The sequence below is a fragment of the Stenotrophomonas sp. 8(2023) genome, from assembly GCF_030345295.1.
Lineage (GTDB): Bacteria > Pseudomonadota > Gammaproteobacteria > Xanthomonadales > Xanthomonadaceae > Stenotrophomonas > Stenotrophomonas muris.
In genome coordinates this window covers 372,501-388,315 of sequence record NZ_CP128404.1, presented here as the reverse complement: position 1 = coordinate 388,315, position 15,815 = coordinate 372,501, and the positions used below count along the sequence as shown (strand labels likewise).

At 66.7% G+C, this 15,815-nt stretch carries 11 protein-coding genes and 3 rRNA genes (1 of these 14 only partly in view); 4 read left to right on the top strand and 10 right to left on the bottom strand.

The genetic code is table 11. The features are described from left to right. Window positions 1-29 precede the first annotated feature (29 nt). Complete coding sequence (gene coxB / locus QP609_RS01770) at window positions 30-983, bottom strand: cytochrome c oxidase subunit II (protein ID WP_041863004.1); 954 nt, start codon at window positions 981-983, stop codon at window positions 30-32. An 11-nt stretch (window positions 984-994) separates the two neighbouring features. Then, entirely contained in the window at window positions 995-1,471 is a 477-nt protein-coding gene (locus QP609_RS01765; RefSeq protein WP_014645689.1) for a DUF2244 domain-containing protein, read from the bottom strand. 274 nt (window positions 1,472-1,745) lie between these two features. Here QP609_RS01765 and putA point away from each other — a divergent pair, with 274 nt between their 5' ends. After that, on the top strand, window positions 1,746-4,964 hold the full coding sequence (gene putA, locus QP609_RS01760; protein WP_014645688.1) for a bifunctional proline dehydrogenase/L-glutamate gamma-semialdehyde dehydrogenase PutA: 3,219 nt from the start codon (window positions 1,746-1,748) through the stop codon (window positions 4,962-4,964). A 118-nt stretch (window positions 4,965-5,082) separates the two neighbouring features. Here putA and QP609_RS01755 read toward each other — a convergent pair whose 3' ends face one another. The 3 genes from QP609_RS01755 to QP609_RS01745 all read right to left on the bottom strand — a co-directional run bounded on the left by QP609_RS01755 (window position 5,083) and on the right by QP609_RS01745 (window position 8,283). Continuing rightward, window positions 5,083-6,156 carry an AAA family ATPase gene (locus tag QP609_RS01755; RefSeq protein WP_197621690.1) on the bottom strand — a complete coding sequence of 358 codons (1,074 nt, stop codon included), beginning with the start codon at window positions 6,154-6,156 and terminating at the stop codon, window positions 5,083-5,085. After that, window positions 6,143-6,742: a nicotinamide riboside transporter PnuC gene (gene pnuC, locus QP609_RS01750; RefSeq protein ID WP_014645686.1), complete on the bottom strand. Its 600-nt coding sequence runs from the start codon at window positions 6,740-6,742 to the stop codon at window positions 6,143-6,145. The genes QP609_RS01755 and pnuC overlap by 14 nt, the downstream gene beginning before the upstream one ends. Before the next feature lie 113 nt (window positions 6,743-6,855). Then, window positions 6,856-8,283, bottom strand: a complete 1,428-nt coding sequence (locus QP609_RS01745) for an outer membrane protein transport protein (protein ID WP_049419231.1) — start codon at window positions 8,281-8,283, stop codon at window positions 6,856-6,858. 225 nt (window positions 8,284-8,508) lie between these two features. Between QP609_RS01745 and QP609_RS01740 the strand changes: the two genes are divergently transcribed. Next, entirely contained in the window at window positions 8,509-9,201 is a 693-nt protein-coding gene (locus QP609_RS01740) for a rhomboid family intramembrane serine protease (RefSeq protein WP_005414994.1), read from the top strand. Window positions 9,202-9,284: 83 nt separating this feature from the next. Here QP609_RS01740 and QP609_RS01735 read toward each other — a convergent pair whose 3' ends face one another. Then, window positions 9,285-10,805, bottom strand: a complete 1,521-nt coding sequence (locus tag QP609_RS01735) for a S41 family peptidase (protein WP_289213849.1) — start codon at window positions 10,803-10,805, stop codon at window positions 9,285-9,287. A 108-nt stretch (window positions 10,806-10,913) separates the two neighbouring features. Then, window positions 10,914-12,215 (bottom strand): peptidoglycan DD-metalloendopeptidase family protein, encoded by a 1,302-nt coding sequence (locus QP609_RS01730; protein ID WP_197621688.1) that lies wholly within the window; start codon window positions 12,213-12,215, stop codon window positions 10,914-10,916. A gap of 95 nt (window positions 12,216-12,310) precedes the next feature. Here QP609_RS01730 and QP609_RS01725 point away from each other — a divergent pair, with 95 nt between their 5' ends. Both QP609_RS01725 and QP609_RS01720 read left to right on the top strand, forming a co-directional pair. Next, complete coding sequence (locus QP609_RS01725; protein WP_197621687.1) at window positions 12,311-12,973, top strand: hypothetical protein; 663 nt, start codon at window positions 12,311-12,313, stop codon at window positions 12,971-12,973. Window positions 12,974-13,059: 86 nt separating this feature from the next. After that, complete coding sequence (locus tag QP609_RS01720; protein WP_180835692.1) at window positions 13,060-14,769, top strand: M28 family metallopeptidase; 1,710 nt, start codon at window positions 13,060-13,062, stop codon at window positions 14,767-14,769. Window positions 14,770-15,083: 314 nt separating this feature from the next. On the opposite strand, the gene rrf (QP609_RS01715) is transcribed toward QP609_RS01720, so the two are convergent. The 3 genes from rrf (QP609_RS01715) to QP609_RS01705 all read right to left on the bottom strand — a co-directional run. Further along, window positions 15,084-15,198 (bottom strand): 5S ribosomal RNA (gene rrf, locus QP609_RS01715). Window positions 15,199-15,331: 133 nt separating this feature from the next. Further along, a 5S ribosomal RNA gene (gene rrf / locus QP609_RS01710) occupies window positions 15,332-15,446 on the bottom strand. Between the two features lie 126 nt (window positions 15,447-15,572). Continuing rightward, window positions 15,573-15,815 (bottom strand): 23S ribosomal RNA (locus tag QP609_RS01705); it runs 2,635 nt beyond the window's last position.

Genomic DNA, 15,815 nt, shown 5'->3' with positions numbered 1-15,815 from the left:
CACGGCCGCGGGCGGCCGCGGGCTTTACATCACGCGCCGCTGGCTGCAGTGGCAGGTGCGCTGGCCGCTTCTGCAGCAGCAGGCGCAGCCGGCGCCTCGCCCGCCGGTGCAGCCGGTTCGGCAGGTGCCGCAGGCGTGGCCGGCGCGGCAGCCGGCGCCGGCTTGCGCTGCGCCAGCCACTGTTTGAATTCCTCCTTGGACACCGCCTCGACCACGATCGGCATGAAGCCGTGGTCCTTTCCGCACAGCTCGGCGCACTGGCCGCGGTACACGCCAGGCTGCTCGATGCTGGTCCAGGCTTCGTTGATGAAGCCGGGAATGGCATCCTGCTTCCAGCCCAGCGCCGGCACCCACCAGGCGTGGATCACGTCGTCGGAGGTGATGACGAAGCGCACCTTGGTGTCGACCGGCAGCACCAGCCGGTTGTCGACATCCAGCAGGTAGTGCGGATGGCTTTCACGGGTCGGCACGATGCCACTTTGCCGCACGCGGTCGGACTCGCGGTCCAGGCGGCTGGTGAAGGTGACGTTCTCGCCGAGGTATTCGTACTTCCACATCCACTGGTAGCCGGTGACCTTGACCGTCATCTCGGCATCGCGGGTGTCGTACATCTTGATCAGGTTGGCCGTGGCCGGCCACGCCATCACGATCAGGATGATCACCGGGATCACCGTCCAGATGATCTCGGCCTTGGTGTTGTGGCTGAAGGTGGCGGCGACTGCCCCCTTGGATTTGCGGAACTTGAAGATGGCGTAGGCCATCGCGCCGAACACGATGACGCCGATCACCGTGCAGATGATCAACGAGAGATTGTTCGATTCCCAGGCCAGGCGCGAGGTCTGGGTCACCCCCTTGCCCATGTTCAGCTGCCACGGCTTGGGATCGGCCGCCTGGGCCCAGGCCAACGCCGGCATCAGTCCCCCGGCCACCATGGCGGTGACCGCTGCAACGCACTTCGTGCCCCACCTGCTGCTTTGCTTCATTGCCTAGACCCTTAGCGTCGTCGGTTGCCGCCATCGCTGGCGGCGAGCAAGCTTTCAAGTGTCTCTGCGAGCGTCTGACGTTCGGCCGGCGCGAGGAAACTCCCCACCTCCACCTGCCGGCCGCTGGATGCCAGCCGGACCCTCTCATCGCCGGTGAGCAGGCGCACCCAGTGGGGGTGGGCCCGGAACACCGGCGATCCACCGGGTACGGGGATGACCTCCACGTACGCCGGCACTACCCGGATCTCCTCCTGCCGTTCACCGCTGCGCCACAAGGCACGCAGTGCCGCCGCCAGCACCAGGCTGTACAGCAGCGCGAACAGGGGGGCGAATGCATTGCCGGCCAACCACCCGAGGGCGGACACCAGCCACATCGCACCCGACAACACGGTGAACAACAGGACGAACTGCCGGGCATCGAGCGCCCGTGGGGGACGCAGCCGCAGCTGCGTACCTGACCCATCCGGAGCTGGAAGCACCTCGATCATGTCGCAACCGCGTTCCTGCCGCGGGAAACGTCTCGATGGTAGCCCCGCCCTCTCGCCGGTAGCAAGGGTGCATTCACACTTTTTCCCATGCTGCAACACAGCATGGGGTCGGCGGCGCGAATGCCGAATTCAGCACAAATATTGCGGGGCTTGCTGAACACGCTGAATACACCACCGTTAGGGGCTATCAGCCCTTCACGAAGGTGGCTGTGGGGCACTTCCGCAACCCGCAAAAATGATTAAAATCGCCAAGTTTTCCATTGGCCGGACCGGCATGAACGCACCTTCCTCCTCCCCTGCCGCCAGCGACGCCCAGCGTCCCGGCGTGCTGCTGTCGCCGGAACTGCCGGCGCCCCCCAACCCGTTCCGCCAGGCCATCACCGATGCCTGGTTGAAGGACGAGGCCAGCCACGTCCGCGAGCTGCTGGCGCAGGCCCGGCTGCCGGCCGACGAGCAGGCCAGGGTGCAGGCGCTGGCCGCCGACCTGGTCGGCCGCGTGCGCGTGCGTGCCAAGGACCAGGGCGCGATCGAAGCCTTCATGCGCCAGTACGACCTGGGCAGCGAAGAAGGCGTGCTGCTGATGTGCGTGGCCGAAGCGCTGCTGCGCATTCCGGACCAGGACACCGCCGACAAGCTGATCCGCGACAAGCTGGCCGATGCCGACTGGGAAAAGCACCTGGGCGGCAGCGACTCGGTGCTGGTCAACGCCTCCACCTGGGGCCTGATGCTGACCGGCAAGCTGGTACAGATGAACGACGCCACCCGCGCCGATGCGCCCAGCGCGTTCAAGCGCCTGGTCGGCCGCGTCGGTGAGCCGGTGGTGCGCCTGGCCGTGCGCCAGGCGATGAAGATCATGGGCCACCAGTTCGTCATGGGCCGCACCATCAGCGAGGCGCTGTCGCGCTCGCACAAGGGCGACAACGCGAACTACCGCTACTCCTTCGACATGCTGGGCGAAGGCGCGCTGACCATGAAGGACGCGCTGCGCTACCTGGAAGACTACCGTCGCGCGATCCACGCCATTGGCGGTGATCACAAGGCCCGCGGCGGCCGCCCGGATGGCGACGTCAACAACGCACCGGGCATCTCGATCAAGCTGTCGGCGCTGTACCCGCGCTACGAGCACGCCAAGCGCGAGCGCGTGCTGAAGGACCTGGTGCCGGGCGTGCTGGAGCTGGCGCAGCTGGCCAAGAGCTACGGCATCGGCTGCACCGTCGACGCCGAAGAGTCCGACCGCCTGGAACTGTCGCTGGACATCATCGAGCAGGTGTTCTCCGACGCCTCGCTGGCCGGCTGGGACGGCTTCGGCGTGGTCGTGCAGGCCTACCAGAAGCGCACGCCGTACACGATCGACCACCTGGCCGACATGGCGCGCCGCGCCGGTCGCCGCCTGCAGGTGCGCCTGGTCAAGGGCGCCTATTGGGATGCCGAGATCAAGCGCGCGCAGATCGAAGGCTATCCGGGCTACCCGGTGTTCACCCGCAAGCAGAACACCGACGTGTCCTACCTGGCATGCGCCAAGCGCCTGTTCACCCATGCCGACGCGATCTACCCGATGTTCGCCACGCACAACGCGCACACCATCGCTGCGGTGCGCAGCATCGCCAACGGTGGCGTGTACGAGCACCAGAAGCTGCACGGCATGGGCGATGACCTGTACGCCGAAGTGGTGCCGGCCGATCGCCTGGGCCTGCCCTGCCGCGTGTACGCCCCGGTCGGTTCGCATGAAGACCTGCTGCCGTACCTGGTGCGCCGCCTGCTGGAAAACGGCGCCAACTCCAGCTTCGTCAACCGCATCACCGATGAGCGCGTGCCGATCGCCGACCTGATCCGCGATCCGGTCGAGATGGTCGCCTCGTTCGCTTCGATTCCGCATCCCAAGATCCCGCTGCCGGTAGACCTGCTGCGCAGCCAGAACCACGACAGGAAGAACTCCATGGGCGCCAACCTCGCCAACGACAACGAACTGCGCGCCCTCGCCGAGCAGCTCAACGCGGCCGTGAAGCCGTGGCAGGCCGCCCCGCTGGTGCCGGGTGCGAACCCGGCCGGCGCCTCGCTGCCGGTGACCAACCCGGCCGACACCCGCGAAGTGGTCGGCCAGTGGCTGGCCGCCGATGCCGCCACCGTGCAGAAGGCGCTGGCGAATGCCGTAGCCGCGCAGCCGGCCTGGAACCGCACCCCGGCCGCCAGCCGCGCCGCCATCCTCGAGCACGCCGCCGACCAGCTGGAAGCGCGCATGCCGGAGTTCATGGCGCTGTGCGTGAAGGAAGCCGGCAAGAGCCTGCCCGACAGCATCGCCGAAGTGCGCGAAGCCGTGGACTTCCTGCGCTACTACGCCAAGCAGGCGCGCGAGCAGTTCAGCCACGCCGAGAAGCTGCCCAGCCCGACCGGTGAGTCCAACGAGCTGCAGCTGCACGGCCGCGGCGTGTTCGTCTGCATCAGCCCGTGGAACTTCCCGCTGGCGATCTTCCTGGGCCAGGTCGCTGCTGCACTGGCCGCCGGCAACAGCGTCATCGCCAAGCCGGCCGAACAGACCAACCTGATCGGCTACTACGCGGTGAAGCTGCTGCACGAAGCTGGCGTGCCGGCCGAGGTGGTGCAGTACCTGCCGGGCGACGGCGCCACCGTCGGTGCCGCACTGACCGCCGACCCGCGCGTGGCCGGCGTGGCCTTCACCGGCTCCACCGACACCGCACGTGCGATCAACCGCGCCATGGCCGCGCGTGACGCCGCCATCGGTGTGCTGATCGCCGAGACCGGCGGCCAGAATGCCTTCATCGCCGACTCCTCGGCGCTGCCGGAACAGCTGGTCAAGGACGCGATCGGTTCGGCCTTCACCTCCGCCGGCCAGCGTTGCTCGGCCGCGCGCGTGCTGTTCGTGCAGGACGACATCGCCGACAAGGTGATGACCATGCTGGCCGGCGCGATGAAGGAACTGAAGGTCGGCAACCCGGGCCTGCTGTCCACCGACGTCGGCCCGGTGATCGACGCCGACGCGCTGAAGATCCTGCAGGACCACGCCGAGCGCATGGACCGCGAAGCGCGCCTGATCGCGGCCGCCGAGCTGTCCGCCGAAGCGGCCAATGGCACCTTCTTCGCACCGCGCGCGTATGAACTGAAGGACCTGGGCCAGCTGCACAAGGAAATCTTCGGGCCGGTCCTGCACGTGATCCGCTGGAAGGGCGACCAGCTCGACGCGGTGATCGACCAGATCAATGCCACCGGCTACGGCCTGACCCTGGGCGTGCATTCGCGCATCGACGAGACCGTTGATCGCATCAGCAACGGCGTCCACGTCGGCAACGTCTACGTCAACCGCAACCAGATCGGCGCGGTGGTCGGCGTGCAGCCGTTCGGCGGCCAGGGCCTGTCCGGCACCGGCCCGAAGGCCGGCGGCCCGCACTACCTGCTGCGCTTCGCTACCGAAAAGACGGTGACGGTGAACACCACAGCCGCCGGCGGCAACGCCTCGCTGCTGACCCTGGGCGACTGATCGCCTGCTTGATGCAGTAAACAAAAAACCCCGCGAACGCGGGGTTTTTTGTGCTTTGCTTCCTGTAGAGGCGGGCCCATGCTCGGCTTTTCTGGCGCAGCCGAGCGTGGGCTCGGCTCTACAGAGGCAAGGCGACACTGAACCGATTGTCCGCCCGCTTCGCCAGCTCGCCCTGCACGCGTGCGATGCGCGTCTCCAGATCGCCTTCCAGCAGCACATGCTCGACACCCTCTGCCTGCAGCTGCTCCAGGTACCACGCATGCTGCTGCGTCCGGAAGGCTTCGCCCACGCGCGTGCCATCCTGGTCAAACGGAATATCCGGCGCGCACAGGAACAGCAGGTCGTAGCGTCGTCGTGCCGCTTGCCGCAGCGGCTGCGGCGCCGTGCCAAACATCCAGCCGCTGTAGCCCAGCGTCACCAGCGGCGTGGTATCGCAGAACAGCCAGCGATGCGCACGCCGCACAGCCTCGTCTTCGTGCTGTGGCTGTGTCATTGCGATGCGCAGCAGGTCGCCCGGCGTCAGCTCTCCGCCTCGCTGCTCCCACAGCGTGCGGCCATACTCCGGCACCCAGACGGTCTGCAGACGCTCGGCCAGCACGCGGGCCAGCGTGGTCTTGCCGCTGGACTCGCCACCGATGAAGGCCACGCGCTGTACATGGTCGGCATACACCTGCGGTGCGAGCCCATGGCGATGCGCATGCGGATCGCTGCGCAGCTGGGTGCCGCAGGCCTGCCCGACGTCCAATGCACGTTCGAGCCGCTCATGGCGTACCGGCGCACCGAAGTGCGTGGCCAGTGCCTGCGCGAAGCCGTCACCGTAGTCCTCACCGGTGTACACCGCCTGCACCGGCCCACCGAACAGGTTCAGGCACAGCCAGGCGGTAAAGTCACGCTGCACCTGTTCGTCATCACTGTCCTGCGGCAGCGCTCGCACCGGCAAGCCATGCTGCGTGCACAATGCGGCCAGTCGCGCGTCGTCAAGCACCGCTACCGTGGCCTGCGGGAAACGCGCACGCAGCCAGCGCTCGCGGCGCGCAGCGCTGTAGCCGGCAAAGCCCGGCTGCGACCAGCCGATCACCAGCAGCTGCTGGCAGCGCGTGGCGGCGAAGTCGATCAGTCGTTCATGGCCGAGATGCAGCGGGCAGAACTTGCCCACCACCAGGCCGCGTGCAACGCGCTCAGGCAGCGGCATCGGCCGCCCTGGCCTCGTCCCGCATCAGGTGCCGCCAATGGCGCAAGGCGACCAGCGCGTTGATCCAGAAGCCCACATACAGGATCGAGGTCAGGTGCAGGCCACGGCTGTAGTAGAGCGGCACCGCAACGGTGTTCACCAGCAGCCATACCCACCACGATTCCAGCTTGCGTCGCATCATCAGGATCTGCGCGATCACACTCAACACCAGCACCGCCGAATCGATGTACGGCGCATAGGCATTGGTCAGGCGGGTCAGCATCCAGCCGTAGCCGAACGTGGCCACTACCGCCAGCGGCGCCAGCCAGGCCCAGGCGCGTGGCCGCAATGAAGTGATCGGCAACGGCGCGCCATGGTCACCACGCAGCCACTGCCACCAGCCCAGCACACTGATGGCGATGAAGAAGAACTGCAGCACCATGTCCGCATACAGATGCGATCGTTCGAACACGGCAGCAAACAAGGCGCAGCCGACGATGCCCAGCCACCAGGTGTGCACGTTGTTGCGGCCGGCCAGCAGGATCGAGCCGGCGACGGCGATGTTGGCAGCCAGCTCCAGCTGGAAGTTCGGATCGGACAGGTTCATGTCGCTATTGTCGTGGATCCGTGCGCTGCGTGGACGCCCCGGCCCGTCCCCACAAAAAGAAAGGCCCCGCTTGCGCGGGGCCTCCTTCGTACTGCTCCAGGCAATCGCCCGAATCAGAACTTGTACTGCATCGAAGCCGCCAGCACGTCGCCGCTGACCTTGTACTTGCCGGTCACGGTGTTGCCGGTGGCCGAGGTCGAGGTGATGTTCGGATCCTTGGTGAACAGGTGGGTGTAGCCCACGCTGTATTCCATCTTGTCCGAAGCGGCGTAGGTCATGCCCAGCGACAGCCACTTGCGGGTGGTGTCCGGCACGCGCACGTCGCGGTGGGCATCGGTGGTCGGGGTCTGGTCATAGGCCAGGCCGCCACGCAGGGTCAGCTTGTCGTTCACGCGGAAATCGGTACCGATCGACGCGAAGGTGGTGTCACGGTAGTGGAACGGCAGCACGCTGTCCGGCTGGTTGGAGTCGTAATCGACGACGACCTGGTCGAACTTGCTCCACGCGGTGCGCGTGACTTCAGCCATGATCTGCCACTGGTCGTTCACACGGTGGGTGAAGCCCACGGTGGCGCTGGCCGGCAGGGTGATGGTCGCGCGACCGTTGCTGTCGATGAAGGTACCCGGGGCAGCAGTGGCCAGGAAGGCCGCCGCATTCTGCGGGATGGTGAAATCGGCCTTGCCGTCGGTGATCTTGTGCTCGACCTTCGAGCGGTAGCTGAACGCGATGTTGGTGCCTTCCACCGGGGTGACCGTCATGCCCAGGGTGTAGCCGACCGACACTTCATCGCCCTTGATGCGCAGGTAGCCATCGGCGGTGCCCGGCGAGAAGCCGAGCTGGGCGGCCTGGCGTGCAGCGGCCTGCGAGGCCGCCGCAGCCTGGGCTGCGGTGCCGCCGGCAGCCAACACACGCGCCGCAGCGGTGCGCTGGGCAGTGGCGTTGATCGCGGTGCCGGTGTCGACAGCACTGGTCAGGTCGACGTTCAGGCGCTCGGCGAACACCGACGCACCGAACGACAGGTACGGGTTGACGTCATAGGAGAACGCCACGCCCAGGTCGATGGCCTGCAGCTCGGTCTTGACGCCGTTGTAGCGGCCGACCCAGTCGCGGTCGTATTCGGTCTTGAAGCCGAACGGCACGGTCAGCGAAGCACCGAAGTGCATGTTGTCGTTCTCGCCGAACGGCACGTGGAAGTACGCGGCCGGAACCGGGGCGATCATGCCGGCGTCGCCGCCGTTGCCACCGGAAATCGGCGCGCCGTTGGCGTACTTGCCCTGGCCGCGGAACTTGGCGCCGAAGCTGATGGCGCTGACGTCGCCCTGGACCAGGGTGCCGTCGAGCAGGCGCATGGACGCCGGGTTGGTAGCGATGACCGAGGCGTCACCTTCGGTCGAGGTGGAGCCGGCGAACGCGCGGCCCAGGCCCTTGGCGCTGTTTTCCTTCAGCTGGAAGGCGGCAGCATTGGCATCGGCAGCGGCCAGCGCACCGGCAACGCCGACGGCCAGCAGGGTCAGTCGGGCAATGGTGGAAGCGGTTTGCATCGTAGTTCTCTCTCCGGTAAGCGGTGATGGTGCTCTGAGTGCGCCTGCGCCCGCCGGGTCCTGGGACCCATCGGAGCGCGCCGGATTCCCCTCCCGACATACGACGCCGTATGCGAGTATTACCCAGAGCTGTTAATGAAACAATAACAGCGCAGGCGGTTTTTTCGTCTCAAAAGCTGAACAGGACCGTCCCCACCGAACGTGGCCGCACGCTAGGCTATTGGCATGTTCGTCTCCCTCCCGTCGCGCAAGAAGGCGGCCCTGCGTTGGGCCACGCCCGTGCTGTTCGCGTCATTGTGGCTGGCATTCCTGTGGTCGATCTCGCGCCCGGACGATGCCCGCGGCAGTCTCTGGCTGGACTGGGGCGCCCTGTCCACCGGCCTGACCCGTCCGCTGGACTGGTGGGCGACCCTGCAGGACGGCAGCGTGCTGCGCCTGTTCACTGCGCTGTTCCTGCACGCCGACTGGTCGCACCTGCTGGGCAACCTGGTGTTCCTGCTGATCTTCGGCCTCCCCGCCGAGCGGGTGCTGGGACCGTGGCGGTTGCTGCTGCTGTTCCTTGTGGGCGGCGCGGTGTCCAACCTGGTGGCGATCTACACCATGGGCAGCCCGGACCAGATCATCATCGGCGCCAGCGGCGCGGTGTCGGCGCTGATCGGCGCCTATCTGGCCCTGTTCCCCGGTGCCCGGCTGGGCGTGGTGATCCCGCTGGGCCTGTTCCTGGAGTTCGTGCGCGCCCCGGCCTACCTGCTGATCGGCGTCTGGGCCGCGCTGCAGGTGGTGTTCGCCCATATCGGCCCCAGCTTCGGCATGGTGGCCTGGTGGGCGCACATCGGCGGCTTCGTGTTCGGCGTGGTGTATGGCGTGTACGTGCGCGCCGCGATCGCGCGCCGCCTGCGCAAGCGGCACGGATTCTGACCCTTGGTAGTGCCGGCCGCTGGCCGGCTCCACGCTCACCCGCTCGTTCGTAGATCAGTCGAGCATGGCTCGACTCTACAAAATCAAGGCTTGGCCGGGACGGGTTCGGGCTTTGCTTCCGGCTTTGCTTCCGGCTTTGCTTCCGGCTTTGCTTCCGGCTTTGCTTCCGGCTTTGCTTCCGGCTTTGCTTCCGGCTTTGCTTCCGGCTTCGCCGCAGCGGCCTTCGCGGCCTTGGCCGCAGCGGCCTTCGCGGCCTTGGCCGCATCCGCCTTGGCGGCCTCGGCCTTCAACCGTGCGGCCACCGAGCCTGGGTTCTTCAGCTCGGCCAGCGCGTCGTTGATCGGGCCATCGCCCGGCAGCACCGCACCGGCGTGGTAGCCCTCCGTGCCTTCGTCATCGCCGCGCAGATGGCCCGGCAGGGTCGCTTCGCTGTAGTCGCTCAGGCTGGCTGGCAGTGCATCCTCGGCCGGCGTGGCGGCGGGCTTCAGTTCGACGTCCGGCACGATGCCGGTGGCCTGGATCGACTTGCCGCTGGGCGTGTAATAGCGCGCGGTGGTCAGCTTCACCGAATCGCCATTGTCCAGCGGCAGCACCGTCTGCACCGAGCCCTTGCCGAAGGTGCGGCTGCCGACCACGCGCGCGCGCTTGTTGTCGCGCAGCGCGCCGGCCAGGACTTCCGATGCACTGGCCGAACCGGCATCGGCCAGCACGACCACCGGTGCGCCCTTCAGCAGGTCGCCCGGGGTCGCGTCGAATCGTGCATCGCTGATGCTGATGCGGCCACGGGTGCTGACGATGTTGCCCTTGTCGAGCAGATCATCGGCCACCTGCACGGCAGCGGTCAGCAGGCCACCCGGGTTGCTGCGCAGGTCCAGCACCAGGCCCTTGAGCTGGCCACCGGACTGCTTCTGCAGCTGCTGCACGTGCTTCTGGAAGTCCGAACCGGTATCGGCCTGGAAGGTGCTCAGGCGGATGTAGCCATAGCCGGGTTCCAGCAGGCGGCTGCGCACGCTGGTCACGCGGATGGTCTGGCGGGTGAGGCTCACGTCGAACGGCTTGGGCTTGCCTTCGCGCACGATGGTCAGCACCACCTTGCTGCCGGCCGGGCCGCGCAGCGGCTCGCTGGCATCGATCGCACTGATCGGCTTGCCGTCGATGGCGATGATCAGGTCACCAGCGAGGATGCCGGCCTTGGCCGCCGGGGTGTCGTCGATCGGCGCGATCACCTTCATGCTGGCGTTGTCCGGCTGCTGCTGCAGCTCCACGCCGATGCCCTCGTAGGCACCATTGGCCTGCTCGTCGAAGGCCTGCGCGTCTTCCTTGTTGAAGTAGGTGCTGTGCGGATCGAGGTCGAGCAGCAGGCCACGCACGGCCGACTGCATCAGCTTCTTGTCATCGACCGGATCGACATAGGCGGCGCGCACCGCGTTGTACACGGCCACGAAACGGCGGATGTCCTCCAGCGGCACCTTCGAGGTCACCGCCTCCTCGCTGTTCGCTGCCTGCCCGCTGGTTTCCTGGCTCGGGGCGGGCGCGGTCTGCTGCGCCCAGGACAGCGCTGGCAACAGGGCCAGCAAGAGGGTGGCGGTACGGGCTGCGCGCATGGATCACTCCTGTCGACGTTGGCATCGTGCCCAAGGCACATGCACCGATTATGCGCGAAGCACAGCTAAATTCCCGTTGAATCCAACCCGCATCCGGCAGGCCTGGATTCAGCGCCGCTGCAGCCAGCTGTCCGGGTTGACCGGCTGCCCGCCACGGCGCAGCTCAAAGTACAGCGCGGTGACGCCCTGGCCACCGGAATTGCCGACCTTGGCCACCGCATCACCGCGGCTGACCCGTGCGCCGGCATCCTTCAGCAGGGTGTCGTTGTGGGCATACAGGCTCATGTAGCCATTGCCGTGGTCCACGATCAGGATCATGCCGTAGCCGGTCATCCAGTCGGAGAACACCACGGTGCCGTCGGCCACGGCCGTGACGGTGCTGCCGGCCGGCGCGCCGATCAGCACGCCGCTGCTGGTACGGCCATCGGGCAGCTTGCCGCCATAGCGGGCCAGCAGGTTGCCGGACAACGGCCAACCCAGGCCGCCGACCTTCGGTGCCTGTGCCGACGCCACCGCAGGTGGAACCTTGGTTGCCGGCGGCGGTGGCCGGCCCTGTGCGGCCGCCTGGCGTGCGGCCCGCTCGGCAGCGGCCTTTTCGGCAGCAGCTCGACGTGCCGCCGCGCGACGCTCGGCTTCGGCCCGGGCGGCAGCGGCACGCAGATTGGCCAGCAGCGTTTCCAGCGCCTTGGCATCCTGGCCCAGTGCCTGTTCCTTCTCGCGCCGGTCCTTGAAGCGTTCGTCGAGCGAGGCCACGGTCTGCGCGCGGTCACGGCGGTCGGCCGCCAGCGCCGCTGCCTGCTGCTTCTGGTCCTGCTGCGCCCCCTGCAGCTTCTGCTTGCGCTCGGCGATCTGCGCCTGCAGCGCTTCCAGTTCCTTCAGGTCGGCGGTGAGCGTGGTGATGCGCTGCGCTCGTTCGCGCTGCAGGTAACGATGGTAGGCCAGGGCGCGATTGGCATCGGCCACCGTGTCCTGCGACAGCAGCAGCTTCAGCGGTGCGTGATTGCCAAGCTGATACGCCGCGCGCAGCAGGCCGGCCAGTTCGCGGTGCTGCTGGGCCAGGTTGGTTTGCAGGCTGCTGCGGCGCTGCTCGGCCTGGGCCAGGGCCTGGGCCTGCTCGCGCAGCGCCGCTTCGGTCTGCGCAAGCGCACGGCCGGTGCGTGCCACCTTCTCGTCGGCCTCGCGCAGCTGTTGCGATGCCTGGCCACGCTGCCCTTCGATCTGCCGTCGCTCCTGCGCCACGCCCTTCAGCTCGGTACGCAGCTTCTGCAGCTTGCGCTCGGTCTCGCGGGTGGTCTGCGCAGCACCCGGCAGGGGCAGGGCCAGCGCCACAGCCAGCCCCAGCAGCAGCCAGCGCCCGCCGCGTACGGCGGCGATGTGATGTCGGCGTGATGGGAAGGCGTTGTCGCGCAAGGGCTTTCCAGTGACTTCAGGCAGTTGCGGGGGGTACCGGGGAATGGTGACATCTCCGCACGCGGCCTGCCAGCCGCACATCCATCGAGGTTCCCATGAAAACTCTATCCATTCCGCTGCTGTTGGGCGTACTGCTGGTCACCGGGCCAGTCTGCGCCCAGGAGAACATCAGCAAGGTCAACGGCAGCATCAGCGCCGAACCCGGCCAACGCTACGGCAAGCTGGACACCGTCAACGGCGGCATCCGCGTCGGCGAAGGCGTCGAGACCGGAAGCATCGACACCGTCAACGGCGGGGTGAAGGTTGCCGACCGCGCACGCACCGGCAAGATCGAAACGGTCAACGGCGGTGTCCGCCTGGGTCGTGAAGTGATCGCCAGCGGTGGCGTCAGCACCGTCAACGGCAGCATCTTCACTGATCGCGGCAGCCAGATCGAAGGCGGCGTCGAGACCGTGAACGGCGGCATCGGCCTGGTCGAGAGCCGCGTCGGCAAAGACGTCGAGACCGTCAACGGTGACATCACCGTCGGCATCGGTTCGCAGGTCAACGGCGGCGTGCATGTGCGCAAGCCGAACTTCAGTGTCTCGCTCACCGCCAGCCGCAAGCCGCGCGTGATCATCGGCCCCAACGCGGTCGTCAGTGGGACGCTGCAGTTCGAGCGCGAGGTGGTGCTGTACGTGCATCGCACCGCACGCATCGGCCCGGTCACCGGGGCCGAGCCGATCCCGTTCGATACCGAAACCGCGCCGGCCGACTGAACCCGTCGCACCCGCCGCTTCGGTGATACTCGCGTTTACCGGTCGCGCATGAGATGCGACCGCCCTTTGTTCTCCAGGAATCGACGATGCCCCGCAAACTCCTCCTGTGCCTGGCCGCCGCGGCCGCGCTCAGTGCCTGCAAAGGCGAATCCACGCCGGCTGCCACGCCGCCCACCGATACCGCTGCCGCGAAGCCGGCCGCCCATCAGTTCTCACCGGAGATCAACGCCGGCGACTTCGCCGAGATGGTCAAGACCCTGGCTTCGGATGAGTTCGAAGGCCGCGCCCCGGGCAGCAAGGGCGAAGAACTGACGGTCAACTACATCCGCGACCAGATGCAGCGCATCGGCCTGCAGCCCGGCAACGGCGACAGCTGGTTCCAGGATGTGCCGATGACCGAGACCACGGCCGATGAATCGACCGTGCTGAAGATCACCCAGGGCGGCAAGACCACCGAACTGAAGTTCGGCACCGACATGGTGGTCGGCACCCGTACCGGCCAGGCCGAGGTGAAGGTCGATGCCAGCGACCTGGTGTTCGTCGGCTATGGCGTCGATGCGCCGGAGCAGAAGTGGAATGACTACGCCGGTCAGGACTGGAAGGGCAAGACGGTCGTGATGTTCGTCAACGACCCGGGCTTCCACGTCGACGACGCGAAGCTGTTCGACGGCAAGCGCATGACCTACTACGGCCGCTGGACCTACAAGTTCGAGGAGGCCGCCCGCAAGGGCGCCGCCGCCGCGCTGATCGTGCACGACACCGCCGGCGCGTCCTACGGCTGGGACGTGGTGAAGAATTCCTGGGCTGGCCCGCAGTACGACCTGCCCGCCAAGGATGACCCGGAAGCGCGCATCCCGGTACAGGGCTGGCTGAGCGCCGACGCGGCCAAGGCGCTGTTCGCCGGTGCCGGCCTGGACCTCGCCCAGGCCTACAAGGACGCCAGCAAGCGCGGTTTCAAGCCAGTGCCGCTGAAGGCCACCGCTGCGGTCGACCTGAAGAGCCGGATCGCACAGAAGCAGTCGCGCAACGTGGTCGGCGTGCTGCCGGGCAGCAAGCGCGCTGACGAGGCCGTCCTGTACATGGCGCACTGGGACCACCTGGGCAAGCATGAGGGTGAGACCGGCGACAACATCTACAACGGCGCGGTCGACAACGCCACCGGCGTGGCTGGCATTCTCGAAGTGGCCGAAGCCATGGCCCACCAGGAGCCGAAGCCGGAGCGTTCGGTGGTGTTCCTGGCGGTGACCCTGGAAGAGTCCGGCCTGCTGGGTTCCAAGTACTACGTCGCCCACCCGACCTTCCCGCTGGACAAGATCGCCGGTGTGATCAACATCGATGCGATGTCGGTGGCCGGCCGTGCCAAGGACGTGACCGTCACCGGCTTCGGCAGCTCGGAGCTGGAGGACATCCTCAAGCCGCTGGCCGCCGCCCAGGACCGCACCCTGCACGGTGAGACCTCGGTACAGAGCGGCTTCTACTTCCGCTCCGATCACTTCAACTTCGCAAAGGCGGGTGTGCCGGCCCTGTACGCCGATGGCGGCGAAGACCTGCGCGAGGGTGGCGTGGAAGCGGGCCGCAAGGCGGCGGCGGACTACGGCGCCAACCGTTACCACGGCCCGAAGGACGAGTTCGACGCCGCCACCTGGAAGCTGGACGGCACCGTCGAAGACCTGCAGCTGATGTACGGCGTGGGCAAGGAACTGGCCGGTGGCGATCGTTGGCCGAACTGGTATGCAGGCAATCCGTTCAAGGCAGCCCGCGACGCGATGATGAAGGACAAGGTCCCGGCCAAGTAAAGTCGGGCCATGCTCGACTGAGCACTGTTGAGAGCAGAGCGGCGCCCCACGGGGCGCCGCTTTTCTTTTGCGTACCGTCGGCGGCTCATCCACGGTTGGTGTGGATCTGCCGGTAGTGCCGGCCGCTGGCCGGCAATCGATTGGTAGCGGCCAACCCTGGTTGGCGCCATGCTCCTCGCGGAGCACTTACGCATGGCGTGGATCTACCGGGCAATGCAACGCCATCGGATTGCCGGCCAGCGGCCGGCACTACCGGGGTTTCCTGCGCACAAAGAAAAACCCCGCTGCATGAGCAGCGGGGTTTTGGGTGTAAACCCTGGCGATGACCTACTCTCGCATGGCTTGAGCCACACTACCATCGGCGCAGCTGCGTTTCACTTCCGAGTTCGGGATGGGATCGGGTGGTTCCACAGCGCTAATTTCACCAGGGAGACGGTTGCAGCAGCGCTTGCAGCGCCAGCTTCGCGATCTTGCCCTTGGGGCGGAAGGGACCCGGAAAATGCAGTGCCTTCACTTAATAAGAAAAACCCCGCTGCGTGAGCAGCGGGGTTTTGGGTATAAACCCTGGCGATGACCTACTCTCGCATGGCTTGAGCCACACTACCATCGGCGCAGCTGCGTTTCACTTCCGAGTTCGGGATGGGATCGGGTGGTTCCACAGCGCTAATTTCACCAGGGAGGCTTTTGGAGAGTCGCACTCGTCCCGGTGGGACAAGGCGCCAGCCTCGCATAGTTCTTGTGACGTAGCGTGCACTTGGATGCTCTTACGACGTTGTCGTAAAGCCAAGGCAACTTGAGGTTATATGGTCAAGCCGCACGGATCATTAGTATCAGTTAGCTCAATACATTGCTGTACTTACACACCTGACCTATCAACCACGTAGTCTACATGGTTCCTTCAGGGGGCTTGTGCCCCGGGAGATCTCATCTTGAGGCGCGCTTCCCGCTTAGATGCTTTCAGCGGTTATCGCTTCCGAACATAGCTACCCGGCAATGCCACTGGCGTGACAACCGGAACACCAGAGGTTCGTCCACTCCGGTCCTCT